Genomic DNA, 21,085 nt, shown 5'->3' with positions numbered 1-21,085 from the left:
CCCGGCCCGACGTCGGTGCACCAAGCCGCCGCCCACCTGCGTCGCCGCGGCGCGCGCCGGCTCGTGATCGCGCCCTGGTTCCTGGCGCCGGGGCTGCTCACCGACGGCGTCTCAACCTTCGCGCGGGACAACGGTATTCCGATCGCCGCGCCCCTGGGCGCGCACCGCCTGGTCGCCGAGACGGTGCTCGACCGCTACGACGAGGCGCTGGCAGCCGACGCCGCCGCATGAACGTCGACTTGTTGCGGGGATACGCCGCGAATTCCCACGACAACTCGACGTTGGCGGCAAACCCTAGGCCCTAACCCGGCTGACGATGTGGCTCAACATGTCTCGCACCGCCCCCGCCGGTGGCGTGCGCCCGCCCACCCAGATGGCGCGAAACTTCCGCCGCAGGTCCAACTTCGGGATCGTGACCGCGCTCAGCCGCCCGACGGCCAGGTCGTCGGCCACCGCAAGCCGGCTCATCGCCGCCGGTCCCGCCCCGGCGAGCACGGCCGCGCGCATCGCGGCGGCCGACGTCAGCTCCAGCACCGGTGGAGCCTGTTCCATGTCCTCGCCCAGCACCCGACGCAAGGCCACCGTCAGCGAATCCCGGATGCCCGAATGCGGTTCGCGCGCGACGAGCGGGGTCTCCGCGAGTTCGCGGGCGGACACCGCCCGCCGCGTCCACTTGTGGCCCGGCGGCACCACGATCACCAACTCGTCCTGGCCCACCACGCAGGTACCCAGACCCGTTGGCGTGCCGGGATTTTCGACGAATCCGAGATCGACGCTGCCGTCGCGGACCGCGGCGATGGCGTGCTCGCTGTTGGTGGCCGTCAGAATCACCTGGGGCGCGGAGCCGCCGCGCCGCGTCGCCTCGGTCTGCAGCGACAGCAGCCAGTGCGGCATCAGCTGTTCGGAGATCGTCTGACTGGCCGCCACCCGGACCCGCTCGCGGCCCTCCTTGCGCAGCGAGCCCATGCCCGCGTCGATCTCGGTGGCGACCTCGAGCAACCGTCTCGCCCAGTCGGCGACGATCAGGCCCGCGGGCGTCAGCTGCGAACCGCGGGTGGTGCGCACCGCCAGCGTGACCCCGATCTGGGCCTCCATCGACGCGAGCCGCCGCGAAATGGCCTGCTGCGTCAGCCCGAGTTCGCGCGCGGCGCGGCCCAGGCTGCCGGTTTCGGCGATCGCCAGAAACACCTCGAACGAGGCGAGCTCGGGCATCCGGGGGCTGAGCGGCATGGCATCACATCACAATCAATTCGTGTGACACAACGATAGCTTGTGACTCCACAACGCCGCGTGGCCTACTCTCGCCCGGTCGGGACGAGAACGATGGAACGGATGACCCTGGCCGGTAGCGCGTCGGCCGCGCTAAATTAGCCAGCCAGACAAGGAAGGACAACGCTTGTGGCCTATGTGATCGCCGAACCGTGCGTCGACATCAAGGACAAGGCGTGCATCGAGGAATGTCCCGTCGACTGCATCTACGAGGGCGCGCGGATGCTCTACATCCACCCCGACGAGTGTGTGGACTGCGGCGCGTGCGAGCCGGTGTGCCCGGTTGAGTCGATCTACTACGAGGACGACGTGCCCGCCGAATACGGCGAGTACACCCAGATCAACGCGGACTTCTTCACCGAGCTCGGCTCCCCCGGCGGCGCGGCCAAGGTGGGGCTGACCGAGAACGACCCCGCCGCGGTCAAGAACCTCGAGAGCCGGGCCGAAGCCACCTAGGCCGCCTCACCCGAGCAACGACGCGAGTTCGGTACGCGGCACCGAGAGCCGTTGGGGTCCGTCGACCTGCGCGAGCACCTGCCCCTGGCTGAAGAAGAAGATCACGGCGTCGTCGGTGAGCGCGAAGTTCTGGTACGCGTCCACCCCGGGGTCGCCGAACGGAAGCGGGCCGAGCTCGCGCCGGACGATCGGGTTTAGCACGGCCAACGGGTTGGCGCCCGGCTTGAACAGCGTGTCGAAGGTGATGGGCGCGCGCTTGCCGAGGTCGTAGGTGAAGGCCTTGTACGACGTCACCGGGTGGGCGCCGAGGTCCTGGTTCATGTCCAGCACCACGGTCTGGGTGCCGGAAGTAAGCGCACCGGACCGGAAGGCGGTCCCGGTGATGGTCAGCAGGTAGGGCGGCCGGTCGCCGGGCGGATGCGCCTTGGCGTCGTCGGCCCATTCGTCTCGCGTGTGGGTGACGTAGTCGGCGAGGGGCGCCTGGTCGGGATAGCCGACGGGAAAGCTCAAGTCGAGCGTGTAGGTGGTCGTCACGATGTGGCCCCGGCAGATCTGCGCCGTGTCGACGGTTCCGCCGACGTCGGCGCAGGCGGATTGGGCGCTGGCCGTCCCGGCGGACGAGAGGGCGGTCACGGCGCAGGCGGCCGCCGCCAGCGACGCCTTCAGGGTCATGGTCATCGCCGGGTCCGTTCCGTCCGTCGCCGCTCGACGCAGCGGTCTTGTGCGGTAAGTAGGCACCGTACGCGTGCCTACCGATCCCAAAACCCCACCTCGTAAGGTGAGCCCATGCGGACAGCTCGAATCATGCATGTCATCCGGCAGATCGGCTCGTTGATCGTCACGGCGGTGACCGCGGTGTCCACGCTCAACGCCTACCGGCCGTTGGCGCGCAGCGGATACGCCTCGCTCTTCTCGTTCATGTTCGGCGTGGTCGTCACCGAGTTGCCGCTGCAAACGCTCGTCAGTCAGCTCGGGGGCTTGGCGTTGACGGCCCGACGCCTCACCCGGCCGGTGCGATTCGCGGCGTGGACGGTGGCGGGCGTGTCCGCGCTCGGCCTGCTGAACTTCAGCCGCGCCGGGCACAAGGCCAACATTCCGCTGACCGAGGCGCTGGACGAGGGCCTTGGCGCGTCTCGTCTCACCGAATCGGGTGATCTGTGGCGCCGGCCGGCCGGCGGTGGCACCGCCAAGACGCCGGGCCTGCTGCGGATGATGCGCATCTATCGCGACTACGCCCACGACTCCAACATCAGCTACGGCGAATACGGCAGCGCCAACTACCTGGACATCTGGCGCCGTCCCGATCTGGACCCCACCGGCAAGGGCCCGGTGCTGTTCCAGATCCCGGGCGGCGCCTGGACGACGGGAAACAAACGCGGACAAGCTCATCCGTTGATGAGCCACCTCGCGGAGTTGGGCTGGATCTGTGTGTCGATCAACTACCGGCACAGCCCGCGCAACACCTGGCCCGCCCACATCGTCGACGTCAAACGCGCCCTGGCGTGGGTCAAGGCGCACATCGCCGAGTACGGCGGCGATCCCGAATTCATCGCCATCACCGGCGGTTCGGCCGGCGGCCACCTCTCGTCGCTGGCCGCCCTCACGCCCAACTTCGCCGAATTTCAGCCCGGCTTCGAGGACGCCGACACCCGGGTCCAGGCGGCCGTGCCGTTCTACGGCGTCTACGATTTCACCCGGTTCAACGACGCGATGCATCCGATGATGCCAGCGCTGTTGGTCAAATCCGTTGTCAAGCAACGGCCGTCGACCAACATGCAGCCGTTCGTCACCGCTTCACCGGTCAACCACGTTTCCGCCGACGCTCCCCCGTTCTTCGTCCTGCACGGCCGCAACGACTCGCTGGTGCCCGTCGAGCAGGCGCGTGCGTTCGTCGAACGACTGCGCAAGGTGAGCACCCAGCCCGTGGTGTACGCCGAATTGCCGTTCACCCAGCACGCTTTCGACATCTTCGGTTCGGCACGCGCGGTGCACACCGCGGTCGCCGTCGAGCAATTTCTCGCCGAGGTGTACGCGACGCGCCGCCAGGCCAATGTGGCCTAGCCGCCGAGCATTTGGGCCACGACGCCGGCTATGACGTCCTCCGGCTGCTGCGCGATGCCGACGCTGACCAGCTCGCCACCGATCGCCAGCGACGCGACGCCGTGCACCAGCGACCACAGTGGCGCGGCGAGTTCGCGCGGGTCCTGACCGCCGACGACACCCGCATGCTGGCACGCCGCGATCGCGTCGAGTAGGTCCGCGAACGCCTGCTCGCCGGCGATGGCGAGGTCGGGGTGGTCGGCCTTCGACAGCTCGGCGCCGAACATCACCCGGTAGTGGTCCGGGTGCGCGACGGCCCAGCGCACGTAGGCACGGCCGAGCTCGATCACCCGATCCTTGGGCTCGTCGGTGGACGCGGCCGCGGCCAGTTCGGCGTGCAGGTCGCGAAAGCCCTGCTCGGCCACCGTCGCCAACAGCGCGGCCTTGTCCGCGAAGTGCCGGTACGGCGCGGCGGCGCTGACGCCGGCGCGCCGCGCCGCTTCGGTCAGCGTGAAACCCTTCGGCCCCTTCTCCGCGACCAGCGACAGCGCGGCGCTGGTCAGCGCCCGTTTCAGGTCGCCGTGGTGGTAGCTGTCCCTGCGCTTCGAACCGGTCGGCGATTTTCGCTCACGTGCCATGTTGACGAGATTAACATTAGGGACTATGTTAAGGCCATTCACATCCGAAGGAAGGGGACGAAATGAACCAGCAACTCATGGCCCCCCGCGCCGGCGACCACGACCGGGAGAGGGCGGCCGCGCGCCTGGGCCAGGCGCTCGCGCAGGGCTACCTCGATCTGGGCGAGTACGAGCAGCGGGTGCAGGCCGTGTTCGGCACGCACACCACCGGCGAGCTCCGGGAGCTCCTCGCCGACCTGCCGCTCGAGCGGATCCGGCGCGCCGACCCACGCCGCCGCGCCGCCCGCGTCGAGGCGGCGCGCCGCAGCGTGCGCATTCACCTCGCCGGCTACCTCCTGATGACCGTCGTCGTGCTCACCGTGTGGGCGGCCGTCGCCGCGACCACGGACGCCACGTACTTCTGGCCGATCTGGCCCATCCTGGGCGCCGGCATCGGACTCGTCAGCCACGCGCTGGGCATCCGCCCCGCCGTGAAAACCGTTGCGAAGTAAGGGGTTGCCATGTCCCTGGCAGTCATCACCGGCGCCAGCTCCGGGTTGGGCGCAATTTTCGCCGACCAGCTGGCGCAGCGCGGCATGTCTTTGGTGCTCGCCGGGCGCGACGAAGCCCGGCTGAACGCGGTGGCGCAGCGCGTCGGGCAGCACGTCGAGCTGGTCGTCGGCGACCTCAGCACCCCGGCCGGCGTCGACGCCCTGGTGGCCCGGCTAGCGGGGCGAGAGATCGACGTGTTGGTCAACAACGCGGGCTTCGGCACGTACGGCCCGTTCGCGGAGGTCGACGACGGGCGCGAGCATGAGCTGGTGGCGGTCAACGTCGACGCGTTGGTGCGGCTGACCCACGCGGTGCTGCCCGGCATGCTGGCCCGCCGCCGGGGCGGGATCCTGAATGTGGCGTCCACCATCGCCTTTCAGCCCGGGCCGTATCAGGCCACGTACGGCGCGTCGAAGGCGTTCGTCTTGTCGCTGAGCCAGGCGCTGTGGGCGGAGACCCGTGGATCGGGCGTCACGGTCACCGCGCTGTGCCCCGGACCGACCCGCACCGGCTTCGTCGACGCGCTGGGCTCGGACGTCTCGCACACCGCGATCTATCGCCGGCTCGCGGCGCCCGAACCGGTCGTGGCAGCCGGGCTGCGCGCGCTGGACCGGGGCCGCGCCGTCGTCGTGCCCGGGTGGCGCTATCGGGCGATGACCACCGGATCGCGGTTGATGCCCGGCTGGGTGTCGGCGCTCGTCAGCGGGCGCATGCTGCGGCCCGCCGCGGCGTAGCGAAAACCGTTGAGCCGCTATACCTTGGGGCGCACGCCGACCGCCCGGTACACGAACACCGGCTGCACCGGGAAGCGCAGCGTCGTGGTCGGCAGCTTTTCCAGCACCTCGTCCGGGATCGACTTGCGGTAGTTGAGCTTCATCGACCCGCTGAAGGCGGGATCGACGCCGTGCAAGTCGATTTCGAGCTTCATGCCCTTGCCGGTGATCGTCGCCCTGGCCGGCCCCTTGCTGGTGTCCCACGGGCAATCGATCGACCGCAGGTTGGCGTCCCCGCGGGTGGGAAGCGTGGCAAGGATCCGCGCGGTGGTGAACGCGAACGCGCCCGTGTAGCGGGACACTCCCGAGGCCGAATAGACGCCCGGCACGTGGCCGCCGAAGTGCCGGTTCACCCCGACTTTGCCCGCGCTGAAGATCATCCCCTCGGCTTCGAGTTCATCGCGCAGCGGTGCGGGCAGTTTGCCGATCTCGGACAAGTTGCGAAGAAAGCCGAACACGTCCAAGACCGTAGCCCGAGCGCGGCGCGCTCGCATTGGTTTGCCAGAGCGTTTACTGCACCGTGACGTTGGCCGTGTAGGTGCACGACGGTTGCGTGTCCTTGCCGACGAAGCTGGTGTAGGCGGTGCCGATCGTGGTGGTCCCCGGCTTCAACGCCGTGAATTTCCACACCTCGGTGCCGGGGGCTCCGAGCGCGTCGGAGCTCGGCGGCACGAACTGGTGGCTCTCCTGCTTGAGGACGCCCGGGTCGCCGATCTTCATCTCCGGCGCCCACCGGTACGGGGTGGTGTAGTTCGAGCCCAGCTTCACGACCAGCGTGTTGCCGACGGTCAGGGTGATGCTCTGCGTGACGACGCTCTGCGTGAGCACCTCGTTCATGGGCACCTCGAGCGTCTTGGTCGACGGCGGGTTCCTGGACGCGAAGTGGCAGCCCACCAGCATCGGCGAAACGAGCATCGCGACGGTCACCAAGAGCTTGATCTTCCCGACAGTCATCGAGCCCATTATGTCCTGGAGCCCCGTCGCCGCGCCGCCGCCCACCAGACCATCCCACGCTCGGCGTTTCGATCGCGCGTTTGCTGTGGGTCCGGTAGCTTCTGGACATGTTTGGCATCATCCGGCCCTGCCGTCACCGGCTCGGCGGCGAGCTGGCGGCCGCCTGGACAGCCCAATTGTGCGGATTGTGTCTGGCGCTGCGCGACGATTACGGCCAGGCCGCCCGCATCGCCACCAACTACGACGGGCTGGTGGTCTCATTGCTGGTCGAGGCGCAGTCCCCGGGGCGGCCGGGCCGCCGCACCGCCGGGCCGTGCCCGCTGCGCGGCATGCGGCGCGCGGACGTGGCCACCGGCGACTGCGTGCGACTGGCCGCCGTGGTGTCGCTGGCGCTGGCGGCGGCCCGGGTCCGTGACCACGTCGACGACCGCGACGGCATGGTCGGCGTGGCCGGGGTGCGGCCCGCGGCGCGCCGCATCGCCGAACGCTGGGTGCGCCAGGGCACCGACACCGGTCACACCCTGGGCTTCGACACCGGCGTGCTGGTCGCCGCGATGGACCGCCAGGCGGCGCTCGAAGCCCAGGCCCGTCCGGGCAGCTCGCTGCTGATGGTGACCGAGCCCACCGAGACCGCCGTCGCCGAGGCGTTCGCGCATACCGCCGTGCTGGCCGGCCGCCCGCACAACGCGGCGCCGTTGCGCGAGGTTGGGCGGCTGTTCGGCCGGGTGGCGCACCTGTTGGACGCGGTCGAGGATTACCGCGACGACGTGGCGCGCGGGAAGTGGAACCCGTTGGCGGCGACCGCAACTCCCGTGGCGGCGGCGCGCGCCCTGTGCGACGACGCGGTGCTGGGCATCGAGCTGGCACTGGCCGACGTGTCGTTCACCGACGGGCGGCTGGTCGATCGGCTGTTGACCAACGAGGTCCGCCGCGCGATCAAGCGCACCTTCGCCCAGGCCGGTTTCACGGCCAAGAGCGGAACGCCGCGCGGCCAGCAGGAGCCCATCAACTTCGGCGACCAGCCGATCGAGCCCGGCGCCGAGGAGGGAACGCCGAACCCCGGGCGCAAGTCGCGGCGCGGCGACGGAACCGGCTGCTGGTGCTGCTGCGAGGGCTGCGATTGCTGCTGCGACTGCGACGACTGCTGCTGCGACTGCACCTGAGCCCGCAACCAGTAAGTGCTTCTCGAATTTGATATCGCCGGCGCTATCACTTTCGAGAGTCACCAGATGCCCGCCACAGGGTGCGCGTGTGACCGGTGAGACCGCCCACCCAGCGGGCTGACCGCGGCGCCGGCCAAACCCCAAGCCGCGCAATCCGATCATGTCCGGCAGGATGGGCTGGTGTTTGGCCTCGTCCTGATCGTTGCTCTCGTCTCCACCGTCATCGTCGGGACGGTCCTGGGCCGGCGCTACCGCGTTGGCCCCCCGGTGCTGCTCATCGTGCTCGGCACGTTGCTGGGTCTGATCCCCAGCTTCGCGCACGTGCACGTCAACGGCGAGATCGTGCTGCTGCTGTTCCTGCCGGCGATCCTGTACTGGGAGGGCCTGAACACCAGCTTCCGCGAGATCCGCGCCAACGCGCGCATCATCGTGTTCCTCAGTGTCGGCCTGGTGATCGCGACGGCCGTCGCGGTGTCGTGGACGGCGCGGGCGCTCGGCATGGATTCCCACGCGGCCGCCGTCCTGGGCGCCGTGCTCTCCCCCACCGACGCCGCCGCGGTGGCGGGCCTCGCGAAGAAGTTGCCCCGCCGCTCGGTGACCGTGCTCAAGGCCGAGAGCCTCATCAACGACGGCACCGCCCTGGTCCTGTTCGCCGTCACGGTCCACGTCGCGATCGGGGGTGCGGCGATCACCCCGATCGACCTGGTGGGCCGATTCGTCGGCTCCTATCTGGGCGGTATCGCCGCCGGGCTGTTGGTCGGCGGGGCGGTGACGTTGCTGCGCAAGCGGATCGACGCGCCGCAGGAGGAGGGGGCGCTGAGCCTGCTGACGCCGTTCGCGGCGTTCCTGCTGGCGCAGAGCATGGAGTGCAGCGGCGTGGTCGCCGTCATGGTCTCCGCCCTGGTGCTCGCCTACGCCGGACCGGTGGTGATCCGGGCGCGGTCGCGCTTGCAGGCGTATGCCTTCTGGGACAGTGCGACGTTCCTGCTCAACGGCTCGTTGTGGGTGTTCGTGGGCGTCCAGATACCCAACGCGCTGCGCGGCATCGTCGGCGTGGACGGCGGGGTGCGCCACGCCCTGTTCATCGCGCTCGCGGTCACCGCCGTGGTGATCCTGTCGCGAATCTTCTGGGGCGAGATCACCGTCGCGCTGATCCGACTGATCGACCGTCGCGAGGCGCAGCGTGAACGCCGGGTCAGCTGGCGTCAGCGCTTCGTCACGGCCTGGGCCGGGTTCCGCGGCGCCGTGTCGCTGGCGGCGGCGCTGGCCGTGCCGACGACCACCCTCAGCGGCGCGCCCTTCCCCGACCGCAGCCTGCTCATCTTCATCGTGGTCGTCGTGATCCTGACCACCGTCCTGGTCCAAGGGACCACGCTGCCCGCCGTGGTCCGCTGGGCGAAGATGCCCGACGACGTCGCGTACGTCGAAGAATTGGAGCTGGCGCGAACCCGGGGGGTCCAGGCGGCGCTCACCGCGCTGCCCACCGTCGCCGACGAGGTCGGCATCAGCGACGACCTGCGTCGTCGGCTGCAGAAGGAATACGAGGAAAGGGCCGCGCTCGCCCTGGCCACCGAAGGCGGCTCGACGAACAACCGCCTGGTCAAGAAGAAGGAGCTGGTCCGGCGGGTGCGGCTCGGCGTGCTCGAACGGAAGCGGCGCGAGATCACCGCGCTGCGCAACCAGAACCTCATCGACGACATCGTGCTGCGCGAACTGCAGAACGAGATGGACCTCGAGGAAGTGCAACTGCTCGACGAGGCGGACGAGGCTTAAGCCCGTCGGTCGTCGACCGTACAGTCGGCCCCATGTTGCACACGGTGGCGATCCGCGGCTACCGCTCGCTGCGCGAGGTGATCCTGCCGCTGGGGCGGCTGTCGGTGGTCACCGGCGCCAACGGCGCAGGCAAGTCGTCGTTGTACCGCGCGCTGCGGCTGCTGGCCGACTGCGGCCGCGGGGAGGTGATCGCCTCGCTCGCCCGCGAGGGCGGGCTGCAGTCCGCGCTGTGGGCCGGACCCGAGGAGCTCAAGGGCGCCCGCCGGACGGGCAAGGCCCAGGGCACCGTCCGCACCCGGCCCGTATCCCTCGAATTAGGCTTCGCCTCAGACGATTTCGGCTATCTGGTGGACCTCGGCATCCCGCAGATGGCGGGAATCAAGTCGGCGTTCGGCCGCGATCCCGAGATCAAGCGGGAAGCGTTGTTCGCCGGACCGGTGCTGCGCGCCAGTGCGACGCTGGTACGCCGCACCCGCGACTTCGCCGAGATGAGCGCGGAGTCCGGCCGCGGATTCGACGAGCTGTCCCGCTCGTTGCCGTCGTACCGCAGCGTGCTGGCCGAATATGCCCACCCGCACGCGCTTCCCGAACTCGCGGCCGTGCGCGAACGGCTGCGCGGCTGGCGGTTCTACGACGGCTTCCGCGTCGACGCCGGGGCGCCGGCGCGACACCCGCAGGTCGGCACGCGCACCCCGGTGCTCTCCGATGACGGCAGCGATCTGGCCGCCGCGATCCAGACGATCATCGAGACGGGCTTCGACGACCTGAGCCGCGCCGTCGCCGACGCGTTCGACGGGGCCACGGTGTCGGTCGCCGTTCACGACGGGCTGTTCGACCTGCAGCTGCGGCAGCGCGGCATGCTGCGCCCGCTGCGTTCGGCCGAATTATCCGACGGCACACTGCGATTCCTGCTCTGGGCCGCCGCGCTGTCCAGCCCGCATGCGCCGTCGCTGATGGTGCTCAACGAACCGGAGACCTCGCTGCATCCCGACCTGGTGCGTCCGCTCGCGGGGCTGATCCGCACCGCCGCCACGCGCACGCAGGTCCTGGTGGTCACCCATTCCCGCGCGCTGCTCGAATTCCTGGACACCGTCCCGGTGGCCGACGCCGACGGGGACGACCGAGCCGTCGAGATCGAGCTGTACAAGGAGTGGGGCGAGACGCGGGTCGCCGGCCAGGGCCTGCTGACCACGCCGCCGTGGGACTGGGGCAAGCGCTAACGGCCGAAACGCCCCCGCCCCCGATCGAGTGTGCTCCTATGGCGGCGTCGCACGGCGTGTCGCCGCCCTGGGCGCACCCTCAATGTGCTGAGCGCACACTCGAATCCGTGGCGGGCTGAAAATGGGTGATCGCGGGTGCGACCCACTGGCGCAGGTAGTTGCGCAACTCGTCGCCGGACCGCGGCGGTCGTCCGGGATCGACGATGAACGATTGCAGAACCCGAAGCATGAATTCGACCAGGCCGTCGCGCCTATCCTCGGTGATGCCGACGCTGTTCCAGTCCACGTTGAAGCGGTCGATGATCGAGCGTCCCAGCGAGAGCGCGACATCGGAGGTCACGCTCGCCGAGTAAGACGCCGCCTTCTCGGAGGTCAACAGCAGCCCCAGGTATTGGTCCTGGGGAAGCAATTCCAACGTGTGAGCGATACCCTCGACCACCGCCTCGGCGGGGTCGTGAATGGCTTCCAGGTGGGCCGCCAACCGGTCGAGGGACGGACCCGCTTCCGACAACGCCGTCGCCACCAGCAACGCATCGGTGCTCGGGAAATAGCGGTACACGGTTTGGCGGGTGACCCCGAGATCGCGCGCGACATCGCTGATTTTGATGTCCGCGCCCGACTGCTGTATCGCGCGGCTCGCCGCGGCGATGATTCGCGCAATGGCTTCCTCGTCGCTCGACGGCAATGCGCCGCCCCAGCCGTGTCTGCGCATCTACGGTGCCCTCACGCTCAATATGGTCGCACGAGAACTCAGCCCAGCGCGACGCCAATCTCCTGCGCGAACACCTTGATCATGTGTTGCACGCCGATCTCGTTGCGGCCGATGATCATATGGTCGTGTTGGCCCTGGCGCACGCCCTCGCCGCACTGCGGCAGCATCGCGAAGTCCTCGTCGCGCACCGCCGCGTGCACCGCGTCGTAGATCATGTCGTAGCCGCTGCGCTGGTCGTCGCTCGTGGCCGGGATGCGCGCCAGCCAGCTGTGTCGAACGGTGCAGCGGGTCGGGGCCCCGGCCGGCAGAATGTCGATGACCTCCACACCGACGTTGCTGTTGGCCAGGATCAGGTTCGGGTAGATCCAATAGATCAGTCCCATGTTGTCCCGCACGTCCCACGAACCGTTCGGATCGGCATCGAGGTTGACGATCCAGTTGAACGGAAACCCGAGCCGGTGGTGCTTGCCGTACTCGTCGTAGATCGCGACGTTGGGCAGCGCGTTTTGCCCAATCAGGCTCTCGCCGTGGACAAACGGAAAGTGGTAGCCTTCCGCGAACGCCTCCAACGCCCCCTTCCAGGACACCTCGGAGGTGAATTCGCGATGCGCGTGATACCCAAATGATCCGTAGTCGAGTTCGGCCAGCTGTGAAGCCACCGGTCCCAGATGCGCGTCGACGTCGATGGACGCGTCGGCGCTGAGCACCGCCCAGATGAAGCCGTAGGCCTCCTGGCTCGGCAACTCCACCAGGCCATAATCGCCGGTATCCATGCCGGTGAAGCCGGATTTGCCTGGGATGCTGAACAATTCGCCCGTGTTCTGGTAGGTCCACGCGTGGTAGGGGCAGGTGAAACGAGAGGCGTTGCCCGCGCCGCAGGCCGGCATCGCGCCGCGGTGGCGGCAATAGTTGAGGAACACGCGGCTGACCCCGGCGCGGTCGCGGGTCACCAATAACGAAGTGCCCAGCACCGAGCGGACTTCGAAGTCGTTGGGGCCGGGGATCTGCACGCTGGGCAAGATCGCCAGCGGGGTCCGCCGCAGGATCTGCGACTCCTCGAAGTCGGTGACTTTGGCGTCGCGGTAGTAATGCAGCGGCACCCGCAGCACTTCCGCGGCCAGGTCGGTCGTCTTGGTCAGCACCAGCCGCAAGGCGCGCCGTGTCAGGTCTTCGCTGAGCTCCGCCGGGCGCACGCTCTCGATCGTCACAACTGGAGACCATACACCAGAGCGATCATGGATGGTCAACCCACGCGTAGAGGTCGCAACGCACCGCGACCCGTGCTTGGCTGGATGGATGGCCCCCACGAATCGCGGTGATGCCGTGCGCAGCGCGCAGCGGGTCGTCGACGTCCTGTCGGCCCAGGGCGTGCAGTTCGTCTTCGGTGTGCCGGGCGCGAAGATCGACGCCGTCTACGACGCGCTGCTCGACTCCGGCCCGCGGCTGGTGGTGTGCCGCCACGAACAGAACGCCGCCTTCATGGCCGGGGCCATCGGTCGCCTCACCGGCATCCCGGGCGTGGTGCTGGTGACGTCCGGCCCCGGCACCACCAACCTGGCCACGGGGCTGTTGACCGCCAACACCGAACAGGACCCGGTGGTGGCGCTGTGCGGCGCGGTGCGCCGCGTGGATCGCCTCAAGCGCACGCATCAGTCCATGGACGCGGCCGCCATGCTCAGGACGGTCACCAAGTTCACCGGCGAGGTCAACGACCCCGACAACGCCGCCGAGGCCACCATCGGCGCGTTTCGCGCCGCGCTCGGCGAACCGCGCGGCGCGGCCGCGGTCGTTCTCCCGGCCGATGTGTTGGCCGCTCCGACGACGGCGAGCATCCCGGGCCGGCAGCCGATTCCGCCGTTGGACGCCGCCCCCGCCGCGTCCATCGCCGAGGCGAGCGAGCTGATCCGCGCCGCGCGCCGCCCCGCTTTGCTGGTCGGCATGCGCGGCGCCGACCCCGACACCTGCCTGGCGCTGCGCGCCCTGATCGCTACGACCGGGCTGCCGGTTGTCGAGACCTTCCAGGCCGCGGGCGTGATCTCCCGCGCGTTGGAGGACAACTTCTTGGGCCGGGTGGGCCTGTTCCGCAACCAGCCCGGCGACGTCGTCCTGGCCCACGCCGACGTCCTGGTCACGGTCGGATACGACTCGGTCGAATACGACCCGGTGCTGTGGAACGACGACGCCGCGCGCACCGTCGTGCACATCGACTCGGTCCCCGCCGACATCGACAACCACTACCAGCCGACCACGGAGCTGCTCGGCAATATCGCGGCGACGCTCACCTCGCTGACCGACAAGCTGGCCGGCCTGACCCTGACAGACACCTATCAGCACGAGATCGCCACGCAGCGAAAGGCGTTGAGCGACATCGACACCACGGCAGGCCGCACCGAGCCCGAGGGCCCCGGCCTCAACCCCGTCGCCGTCGTGCTGCGGCTGCGGGAGGAACTCGACGACACCGCCACCGTCACCTGCGACGTCGGCTCCGTCTACATCTACCTGGCCCGCCATTTTCGCGTGTACGAGCCGCGGCGTCTGCTCTTCTCCAACGGTCAACAGACCCTCGGCGTCGCGCTGCCATGGGCCATGGCCGCCTGCCTGGTGCGGCCCGGAACTCCGGTCGTGTCCGTCTCCGGCGACGGCGGATTCCTGTTCTCCGCGCAGGAACTCGCGACCGCGGCCCATCTCGGGCTCACCTTCACCCACATCGTGTTCCGGGACAACGCCTATGACATGGTCGGCTTCCAGGAAGTCTTGAAGTACGGCCGCAAATCCGGTGTGCAACTGGGTGATTACGACCTCGTCTCCTACGCGGCGGCCTTCGGCGCCCGCGGCCACCGGGTTACCACGCTGGACGAATTCACCGCGACCCTGCGCCAGGCGCTCACCGAGGACGGCCCCTCCCTGATCGACGTTCCCGTCGACTACAGCCACAACACCGATCTCGCCGCCCAGCTGCACGACGACCCCTTCGAATAAGGATCATGGACACACATTCGGGTGCCTACGAGCGTTTCCGCCACTGGGCGACAACGCTTCTCACACACCACCGCGCCGACGACGCCGAGGTCTATCAGTTCTCGACGATCGGCGCCCTGCTGGAGGGTGTCTACGACGGCGACGTCACCGTCGCCGAGATCCTGCGCCACGGCGACTTCGGGCTGGGCACCTTCAATCACCTCGACGGCGAAATGGTCATCCTCGACGGCGTCTGCTACCGATTGCGCGCCGACGGAACCGCCGGCCGGGCCGCGCCGACCGATCGCAGCCCGTTCGCGGCGATCACCCGGTTTCACACCGATTTCGAGATCCCGATCCGGACCCGCACCGGGCGCACGGAGGTGATCGCCGCCATCGACCGCCGGATCGCCAGCGCCAACCTGATCTACGCCGTCCGGATCACCGGGCAGTTCGCCGAGCTGCACACCCGCACGGTGATGGCGCAGCAGCCGCCCTACCCGCCGCTGACCCAAGCCACCGAGGAGCAGGCCGAGAAGGTGTTCACGGACGTGCCGGGCACGGTGGTCGGGTTCCGCACCCCCGACTTCGAGCAGGGGATCTCGGTCGCCGGCTATCACCTGCACTTCCTCAACGGTGACCGCACCGGCGGCGGGCACATCCTCGATTTCACGCTCGAGCATGGGGACGTCGCGGTCAGCGGGGCGTCGCAACTGCATCTGAGCCTGCCCACCTCCGGTGACTTCCTCGGCGCCCGGCTGTCCGGCACCGACATCGCCGAGCGGATCAACAAAGCCGAAGGCCCCAAAGGGGGCTCACAGTAGCCGCTACGCCGGAATTCATGGACTGTTCAGGCCAGCGTCAAGTCCACATTGTTGAGTGCACACGCGCACCGCGTGTCCTCACGTTATGCGTGTTGTACAGGTCGCCAACTTCTACGGCCCTCGCTCCGGCGGCCTTCGCACGGCGGTCGATCGGTTGGGCGCCGAATATTGCGCCGGCGGCCACGAGGTCTTCCTGATCGTTCCCGGCCAGCGCGCCGGACGCAGCCAGCTGCGCACCGGTGTGGTCCGAATCACTTTGCCCGCTCGGCTGATTCCGCTCACCGGCGGCTACCGCGCCGTGATGCCCGGGCCGGTCAAGGCTCTCCTGGAGGCCCTGCGGCCCGACGCGTTAGAGGTGTCCGACCGGCTCACGCTGCGGTCACTGGGCCGATGGGGCCGCGACCACGGTGCCACGACGGTGATGATCTCCCACGAGCGGCTGGATCGCCTTGTGGGACAGATACTTCCGCATCGCGCGGCGGTGAAGTTCGCCGATCTGGCCAACGCGCGCACCGCCGCCGATTACGACGCCGTGGTGTGCACCACCGGTTTCGCGCGTGAGGAATTCGACCGCATCGGCGCGACGAACACCGTGACCGTCCCGTTGGGCGTGGACCTGCAGACCTTCCACCCGCGCCGGCACTCGTACCTGCTGCGGCGCCGCTGGGCCGCGCCGACCCAGCTGCTGCTCGTCCACTGCGGTCGGCTGTCGGTGGAAAAGCGCGTCGACCGCAGCATCGACACCGTCGGCGAGTTGCGCCACGCCGGGGTCGATGCCCGACTCGTCGTCGTGGGTGAGGGTCCGTTGCGGGCCAGGCTGGAACGCCAGGCCGCGCGGCTGCCGGTGGACTTCACCGGTTTCGTCTCCGATCGGCACACGGTGGCCGGGCTGCTGGCGTCCGCCGACGTGACGCTGGCTCCCGGGCCGCACGAGACGTTCGGGCTGGCCGCGCTGGAGTCGCTGGCCTGCGGGACGCCGGCCGTCGTCTCGCGCACCTCGGCGCTCACCGAGATCATCACCGCGGACAGCGGCGCCTCGGCGGACAACCACCCGGCCGCCATCGCGCGGGCGGTCAGGGCGGTCACCAGCCGCCCGGAGCACCACCGCCGCGTCTCGGCTCGACGCCGCGCCGAGGACTTCACCTGGCATCGGGCGGCGACGGGCATGCTGGCGTCGTTGGGGGCGCCGACGCTCGACGACCCCGGCGACGCCGAACACACCGCGTAGCTAATAGGTTCTCGGCAGCGCGGCAACCAGCGCTTCGACCTGTGTTCGCGCGAGCGTGGTGACGCTTCCGTCGGGCAGCCCGAGGATGCGGTCGATGGCCAGGCCGTGCAGTCTGAATCGTTTTGTCATGCTGTCGATCGCACGCTCCCGGGCGGATTCGTCGGGCGCCTGCAACACCGCGACGATGGTGGAATTCGTGCGCGCGGCAAGGCCGTAGATCATGTCGGCGACGCCCTCGGGATCGAAGGTGTCGAAGACACCGTCGGCGACCCCCTCCTCGATCAGGCGCGTCAGAAGGGGCAGGACCAGCGCTTCGTCGACCGCTGTTATCCGTGCGTAGAGGTGGGCGTTGTCCGGTCGCAGCAATGACGCCATCGCGGCCAGCTGCTCCGACACATTCATCTGCATCTTGACGTCAAACCCGGCCCGCAGCAAAGCGTTCAGCCGATCCAGCGCGTCGCCGCCACACCCGGCGACCGCATCCTCGACCCCGGCGAACGCGGCCCGCGCGCTGCGCTCGGCCAAGGCCGCGATCAACGCGTCCTTCGATGGAAACCAATGGTAGAAGGCACCTTTGGAGACGCCCGCGTCGGCGATCAGATCGTTTAGGCTGACGTTGTCATATCCGTCACGCAGAAACAGCACCGCCGCCCGATCGAGCAGATCCGCGCGACGGACGTCGGGATGCTTAACTACCCGAGGCACTCTCGGGCTTCCAGCCGACGTACGTCAGGTATAGCCCGACGGAGGCGAGGAAGATGAACAACACCCATAGCGCCGCAGTCGCGCCCGAACTGTAGATGGCGTTGCCGGCCGCGTCGTAGGCCCGCGGCAGCGTCAGCAACAGCAGACCACGGATGAAGAAGAACCAGCCCACGGCCGACACGACGATCGCCGCCAGACCGCGCCAATATTGGTGAAAGGCAATGATGAAAATGCCGCCCATCAACAGGATGGCTCCATACAGCCACGGCCACATGGGATTTGCCTTGAACTCGGTGAATAGTTCCTGCATGTATGAACCGCGGATTGCGATCGTGGTCGGCACGATCGACATGTAGGGGCCCAACACGCGGGCGAACATGCGGGTCCGGGTCTGCGATTGCTCGGATGCGCTCATTGCGCCACCTCCCTGGCTTGCACCGAGAATAACCGACCGGTGGTCGGTATGCCAGACCAACGGTCGGTCGGATTCTTCAGAAGTCGGAGGCCGCCCACGATCCGGGCGGGTAAGGCGGAACCGCGCCGGTGAAGGCACCGTCGGTGAGCCTGCACAGAGTGTCGGAAATCGTTCCGGCGTCGGCCAATACCTGCGGATCGCCGCCCGGCACCACGCGCGCGACCACCGCCTGCCAGGAGTATCCGACGCCGCCGTGCTCGTACCAGACGAACCAGTCCGCACCGTGACTGCCGGCGCGGATCAGCCGGCGGAACGGCAAGGTCGGATCGCTGACCGAGTCCGTCGCGTTGAAGGGCGCGCCGACGTCGGCGATGGGCGGTAGGAGCTTGAGCAGTTCCGGGGGCAGCTGGGACACATGCTGCACCTCCTGCACGGGTGTCGTCAGGGCGCAGTGAGTGTTCGGGATCGCCTGCGCGGGCGTGGCCGTCAGCAGCGCCGACGCGAGCGCAAGGCACCCGGTGACTTGGTAACTGATGCGCGCCATGACATTGCTCCATCTGCGGTCCTACTGAGCAGGACGCTACGCCACCGCTTTGCTGAGCGAGGCCGCTAGGCTGAATCGGTGGAACCGCGGGACCAGGTTTTGATCACGGCCACCGAGTTGGCCGGCCTCATCGAGTCGGGCGCCCCGGTGGCCATCGTCGACGTGCGCTGGCGGCTCGACGAGCCCGACGGACGGCCCGCCTATCTGGAGGGACACCTACCAGGCGCGGTGTATGCGTCCCTCGAGGACGAGCTCAGCGACCACTCGGTCGCCGGTCGCGGCCGCCACCCGCTGCCGTCGGGCAGCAATTTGCAGGCAGCGGCGCGCCGCTGGGGTGTCCGGCAGGACTCGCCGGTGGTGGTCTACGACGACTGGAATCGCGCCGGTTCGGCGCGCGCGTGGTGGGTGTTGACGGCGGCCGGCCTGCCGGACGTCCGCATCCTGGACGGCGGCCTGGCCGCCTGGCGAGCGTCGGGTCGGAGCCTCGAAACCGGGCCCGTCACACCGCAACCCGGGAATGTGACTGTGCCGCATGACGATCTGCGCGCCGGGAACCGACCGTCCCTGACCGCCGAGCAAGCGGGCGCCGGTGTCGTGACGTTGCTCGACGCGCGGGCGCCCGAACGCTTCCGCGGTGAGGTCGAACCGCTGGACCCCGCGGCCGGGCACATCCCCGGCGCCTTGAACCTGCCGAGCACGGCCCTCCTCGCCGCCGACGGCACGTTCATCGCCGGTGATGCACTCACCCAGCTGCTCGCTGAGCGCGGAATCCGTGACGGTGCGTTGGGCGCCTACTGCGGTTCGGGCGTGACGGCCAGCGTCACGGTCGCGGCGCTGGCGGCGGTGGGCTTGAACGCGGCGCTGTTTCCCGGGTCGTGGTCCGAGTGGTGTTCGGATCCGGGGCGCGCGGTGGCGGTCGGCCCCGCCTGAGGGTCAGGCGCCGCCCCAACTTTGCAGGAAGGCGGCGGTCACCCGGGCGGCGTTGTCGGCCGCGATCCGCTTGTAGCAGAAGAACTGAAACGGAAAGCCCGGCAGGTGAAGCGGGTCACCCGGCCCATCCGTGATGCCGCGGATGCCGAGGAACGGGACACCGTGCTCGTCGGCCACCGTTTGGGCGGCCGCGGTCTCCATGTCGGTCGCGTCGAAGGCCGGGTCCGCCGCCGACACGATGTTGAGGTTGCTGATCAGGGCGCTTCGCACCCACCGTCCCGCCGCCGGGCGGAAGTTGCCGGTGTATCGGTATGACCGGTCGGGCGCGCTGCGCGGTTGGCAGCCAAAAACGTCCCCGCCGTTCGGGATGCAGGGGAACGCCACGCCGTTGTTGTTGTCCCAGCTGTATCCGTCGCCGCCGACCACGACTTGCGGCCGGCGCCGCAGATCGATCCGGCGGGCGACGCTTTCCAGTGCGACGCAGAGCGTTTCGGCCGTCGCCAGCATGGTGGGGTCGACGGGTCGAAACGTGTTGCCGTTGTCCAGTGTCCAGCGCGCCGGTATGGCCACATCCGCGATTTTGGTCCGCGCCGCCCCGCCGGCGACGCCCGAAAACACCACCGCGCCAATCGCGAATCGGGTCAAGGCGGCCTCGGTCGTGTCGGCGGCGTTCACCAGGCCGATGCCGGTCATCGCCACGATCACGTTTCGGCCCGCGATCGAGCCGAGGTAGAAATGCCTGCGGTCGACGATCGCCACCGGATCGGGATCGAGCGTGGTGTGCGACAGCACCGCGTCGGCTTCCGCCGGAAAGGCCGACAGCACCAGCATGCGTCTTTCGCCATCTACACCCACCGCACCAGTAAACGCCACCAGACCTCGTGGCTTCGCCGATTCCGGTCCGCCATGGCCACGTCAGCGGCTAGTCTCAGCGGCACTGCAGCCAAACCGGGGGGCGCGGCCCGACGAGGAGTCACGCTCATGCTCGAAGTGATCGAGAGAAGGCCGGGCGGCGAATCCCACAAGCCGCCGGTGCTGTTCGTGCACGGCGCCTGGCATGGCGCCTGGTGTTGGGACGAGCATTTCCTGGAGTTCTTCGCGGACAAGGGCCACCGAGCGCTGGCCGTCAGCCTGCGCGGTCACGGAAAGAGCCCGGCGCCCAAATCGATGCGGCTCTGCTCGATCGCCGACTTCGTTGCCGACGTCGCCGCCGTCGCCGACGGCCTGCCCGAACGGCCGGTGGTGGTCGGCCACTCGCTGGGCGGCTTCGTGGTGCAGAAGTATCTGGAATCGCACGACGCGGCCGCCGCCGTGCTGCTCGCCTCCGCGCCCCCGAGCGGCATCCTGGGATTCTTGGCCCGCCGATTGAAGCGACACCCGTGGTACACAGCCAGCGGCCTGGCGATGACCAAGTCGCTGCGGGGTGTCGGCGCCACACCGGAATTGGCCCGCGAAACCTTCTTCTCCCGGTCGCATTCCGAAGCCGACGTGGCGCGCTATACCGAAAAACTCTGCGAGGAGTACGCCCTGAAGATCGCGATCGACATGCTGTGGCACGACCTGCCCAGGCCGCGGCTGGTCACCACCCCACTGCTCGTGCTCGGGGCCCAGGACGACGTCTGCTTCACACCGCGGGAAGTGCGGGAAACCGCGGCCGCCTACCACACCGAGGCCGAAATCTTCCCTAAGATGAGCCACGACATGATGCTCGACCCAGGATGGCACGCCGTCGCCGAACGAATCCACGCGTGGCTCGAAACACGGGTGCCCTCCCGCACGAACACCGAACCGAGCACGGGTCCCAGGCCGGTGCTCGCCCCGGTGATGATCGCGACCTTGCCGTCGAGCCGGCCCCTCATCGCGCAGTCATCGTGCGGGCACCCGTGTTTCGAGCCACGCGTGGATTCGTTCGGCGACGGCGTGCCATCCTGGGTCGAGCATCATGTCGTGGC

The 21,085-nt window shown here is 68.9% G+C and carries 24 protein-coding genes; 13 read left to right on the top strand and 11 right to left on the bottom strand.

The genetic code is table 11. The features are described from left to right. The coding region (locus tag A5704_RS10380) for a CbiX/SirB N-terminal domain-containing protein (protein WP_304442279.1) at positions 1–231 on the top strand (231 nt) is incomplete at its 5' end. A gap of 63 nt (positions 232–294) precedes the next feature. On the opposite strand, the gene A5704_RS10375 is transcribed toward A5704_RS10380, so the two are convergent. Next, complete coding sequence (locus tag A5704_RS10375; RefSeq protein ID WP_067782164.1) at positions 295–1,230, bottom strand: LysR family transcriptional regulator; 936 nt, start codon at positions 1,228–1,230, stop codon at positions 295–297. Between the two features lie 168 nt (positions 1,231–1,398). Between A5704_RS10375 and fdxA the strand changes: the two genes are divergently transcribed. After that, positions 1,399–1,725 (top strand): ferredoxin, encoded by a 327-nt coding sequence (gene fdxA, locus A5704_RS10370; protein ID WP_067751337.1) that lies wholly within the window; start codon positions 1,399–1,401, stop codon positions 1,723–1,725. A gap of 6 nt (positions 1,726–1,731) precedes the next feature. On the opposite strand, the gene A5704_RS10365 is transcribed toward fdxA, so the two are convergent. After that, positions 1,732–2,403, bottom strand: a complete 672-nt coding sequence (locus tag A5704_RS10365) for an esterase (RefSeq protein WP_067782161.1) — start codon at positions 2,401–2,403, stop codon at positions 1,732–1,734. Positions 2,404–2,511: 108 nt separating this feature from the next. Between A5704_RS10365 and A5704_RS10360 the strand changes: the two genes are divergently transcribed. Then, on the top strand, positions 2,512–3,786 hold the full coding sequence (locus A5704_RS10360) for an alpha/beta hydrolase (protein ID WP_067888871.1): 1,275 nt from the start codon (positions 2,512–2,514) through the stop codon (positions 3,784–3,786). On the opposite strand, the gene A5704_RS10355 is transcribed toward A5704_RS10360, so the two are convergent. Then, positions 3,783–4,403 carry a TetR/AcrR family transcriptional regulator gene (locus tag A5704_RS10355; RefSeq protein WP_067782157.1) on the bottom strand — a complete coding sequence of 207 codons (621 nt, stop codon included), beginning with the start codon at positions 4,401–4,403 and terminating at the stop codon, positions 3,783–3,785. The genes A5704_RS10360 and A5704_RS10355 overlap by 4 nt on opposite strands. Positions 4,404–4,465: 62 nt before the next feature. Here A5704_RS10355 and A5704_RS10350 point away from each other — a divergent pair, with 62 nt between their 5' ends. Continuing rightward, positions 4,466–4,894, top strand: a complete 429-nt coding sequence (locus A5704_RS10350; protein WP_067782155.1) for a DUF1707 domain-containing protein — start codon at positions 4,466–4,468, stop codon at positions 4,892–4,894. A gap of 9 nt (positions 4,895–4,903) precedes the next feature. Beyond that, positions 4,904–5,668, top strand: coding sequence for an SDR family oxidoreductase (locus A5704_RS10345; protein ID WP_067782153.1), 765 nt, complete (start codon positions 4,904–4,906; stop codon positions 5,666–5,668). A gap of 17 nt (positions 5,669–5,685) precedes the next feature. Here the strand turns inward: A5704_RS10345 and A5704_RS10340 are convergent, their stop codons facing one another. Both A5704_RS10340 and A5704_RS10335 read right to left on the bottom strand, forming a co-directional pair. Continuing rightward, entirely contained in the window at positions 5,686–6,165 is a 480-nt protein-coding gene (locus A5704_RS10340) for a hypothetical protein (protein ID WP_156670007.1), read from the bottom strand. Between the two features lie 52 nt (positions 6,166–6,217). Next, on the bottom strand, positions 6,218–6,670 hold the full coding sequence (locus A5704_RS10335) for a protease inhibitor I42 family protein (RefSeq protein WP_082950378.1): 453 nt from the start codon (positions 6,668–6,670) through the stop codon (positions 6,218–6,220). Positions 6,671–6,768: 98 nt separating this feature from the next. Between A5704_RS10335 and A5704_RS10330 the strand changes: the two genes are divergently transcribed. The 3 genes from A5704_RS10330 to A5704_RS10320 all read left to right on the top strand — a co-directional run bounded on the left by A5704_RS10330 (position 6,769) and on the right by A5704_RS10320 (position 10,817). Beyond that, entirely contained in the window at positions 6,769–7,824 is a 1,056-nt protein-coding gene (locus A5704_RS10330) for a DUF5685 family protein (RefSeq protein ID WP_067888868.1), read from the top strand. A gap of 180 nt (positions 7,825–8,004) precedes the next feature. After that, a complete protein-coding gene (locus A5704_RS10325) occupies positions 8,005–9,597 on the top strand; it encodes a Na+/H+ antiporter (protein ID WP_067751427.1) in 1,593 nt (530 codons plus the stop codon). Positions 9,598–9,629: 32 nt separating this feature from the next. Next, positions 9,630–10,817 (top strand): AAA family ATPase, encoded by a 1,188-nt coding sequence (locus A5704_RS10320; RefSeq protein ID WP_067782148.1) that lies wholly within the window; start codon positions 9,630–9,632, stop codon positions 10,815–10,817. 79 nt (positions 10,818–10,896) lie between these two features. Here A5704_RS10320 and A5704_RS10315 read toward each other — a convergent pair whose 3' ends face one another. Then, positions 10,897–11,529 carry a TetR/AcrR family transcriptional regulator gene (locus A5704_RS10315; protein WP_067888865.1) on the bottom strand — a complete coding sequence of 211 codons (633 nt, stop codon included), beginning with the start codon at positions 11,527–11,529 and terminating at the stop codon, positions 10,897–10,899. Between the two features lie 38 nt (positions 11,530–11,567). After that, positions 11,568–12,737 carry an aromatic ring-hydroxylating dioxygenase subunit alpha gene (locus A5704_RS10310; RefSeq protein ID WP_067888862.1) on the bottom strand — a complete coding sequence of 390 codons (1,170 nt, stop codon included), beginning with the start codon at positions 12,735–12,737 and terminating at the stop codon, positions 11,568–11,570. 88 nt (positions 12,738–12,825) lie between these two features. Here A5704_RS10310 and alsS point away from each other — a divergent pair, with 88 nt between their 5' ends. The 3 genes from alsS to A5704_RS10295 all read left to right on the top strand — a co-directional run bounded on the left by alsS (position 12,826) and on the right by A5704_RS10295 (position 16,539). Next, positions 12,826–14,508, top strand: coding sequence for an acetolactate synthase AlsS (alsS, locus tag A5704_RS10305; RefSeq protein ID WP_067888859.1), 1,683 nt, complete (start codon positions 12,826–12,828; stop codon positions 14,506–14,508). Positions 14,509–14,513: 5 nt separating this feature from the next. Next, positions 14,514–15,311 (top strand): acetolactate decarboxylase, encoded by a 798-nt coding sequence (gene budA, locus A5704_RS10300; protein ID WP_067888856.1) that lies wholly within the window; start codon positions 14,514–14,516, stop codon positions 15,309–15,311. Positions 15,312–15,396: 85 nt separating this feature from the next. Beyond that, positions 15,397–16,539, top strand: coding sequence for a glycosyltransferase (locus A5704_RS10295; protein WP_067751370.1), 1,143 nt, complete (start codon positions 15,397–15,399; stop codon positions 16,537–16,539). Here the strand turns inward: A5704_RS10295 and A5704_RS10290 are convergent, their stop codons facing one another. The 3 genes from A5704_RS10290 to A5704_RS10280 all read right to left on the bottom strand — a co-directional run bounded on the left by A5704_RS10290 (position 16,540) and on the right by A5704_RS10280 (position 18,203). After that, positions 16,540–17,244 carry a TetR/AcrR family transcriptional regulator gene (locus tag A5704_RS10290; protein WP_067751377.1) on the bottom strand — a complete coding sequence of 235 codons (705 nt, stop codon included), beginning with the start codon at positions 17,242–17,244 and terminating at the stop codon, positions 16,540–16,542. Further along, entirely contained in the window at positions 17,228–17,659 is a 432-nt protein-coding gene (locus A5704_RS10285; RefSeq protein WP_067751378.1) for a hypothetical protein, read from the bottom strand. The genes A5704_RS10290 and A5704_RS10285 overlap by 17 nt, the downstream gene beginning before the upstream one ends. Positions 17,660–17,735: 76 nt before the next feature. Next, positions 17,736–18,203: a hypothetical protein gene (locus tag A5704_RS10280; RefSeq protein WP_231968972.1), complete on the bottom strand. Its 468-nt coding sequence runs from the start codon at positions 18,201–18,203 to the stop codon at positions 17,736–17,738. Positions 18,204–18,281: 78 nt separating this feature from the next. On the opposite strand from A5704_RS10280, the gene A5704_RS10275 reads away from it, so the two are divergent. Next, complete coding sequence (locus A5704_RS10275) at positions 18,282–19,133, top strand: sulfurtransferase (protein ID WP_067751379.1); 852 nt, start codon at positions 18,282–18,284, stop codon at positions 19,131–19,133. Between the two features lie 3 nt (positions 19,134–19,136). Here the strand turns inward: A5704_RS10275 and A5704_RS27585 are convergent, their stop codons facing one another. Continuing rightward, positions 19,137–19,988, bottom strand: a complete 852-nt coding sequence (locus A5704_RS27585; RefSeq protein WP_231968971.1) for a 5'-methylthioadenosine/S-adenosylhomocysteine nucleosidase — start codon at positions 19,986–19,988, stop codon at positions 19,137–19,139. A gap of 126 nt (positions 19,989–20,114) precedes the next feature. Here A5704_RS27585 and A5704_RS10265 point away from each other — a divergent pair. Beyond that, positions 20,115–21,085, top strand: a 971-nt coding sequence (locus A5704_RS10265; RefSeq protein WP_369828447.1) for an alpha/beta hydrolase, incomplete at its 3' end; no start/stop codon positions are given.

This window comes from Mycobacterium sp. E735, assembly GCF_001666955.1.
Classification (GTDB): Bacteria; Actinomycetota; Actinomycetes; order Mycobacteriales; family Mycobacteriaceae; genus Mycobacterium.
Note: the sequence above shows the minus strand (reverse complement) of the source record. Positions and strands in the feature narration are given on the sequence as shown.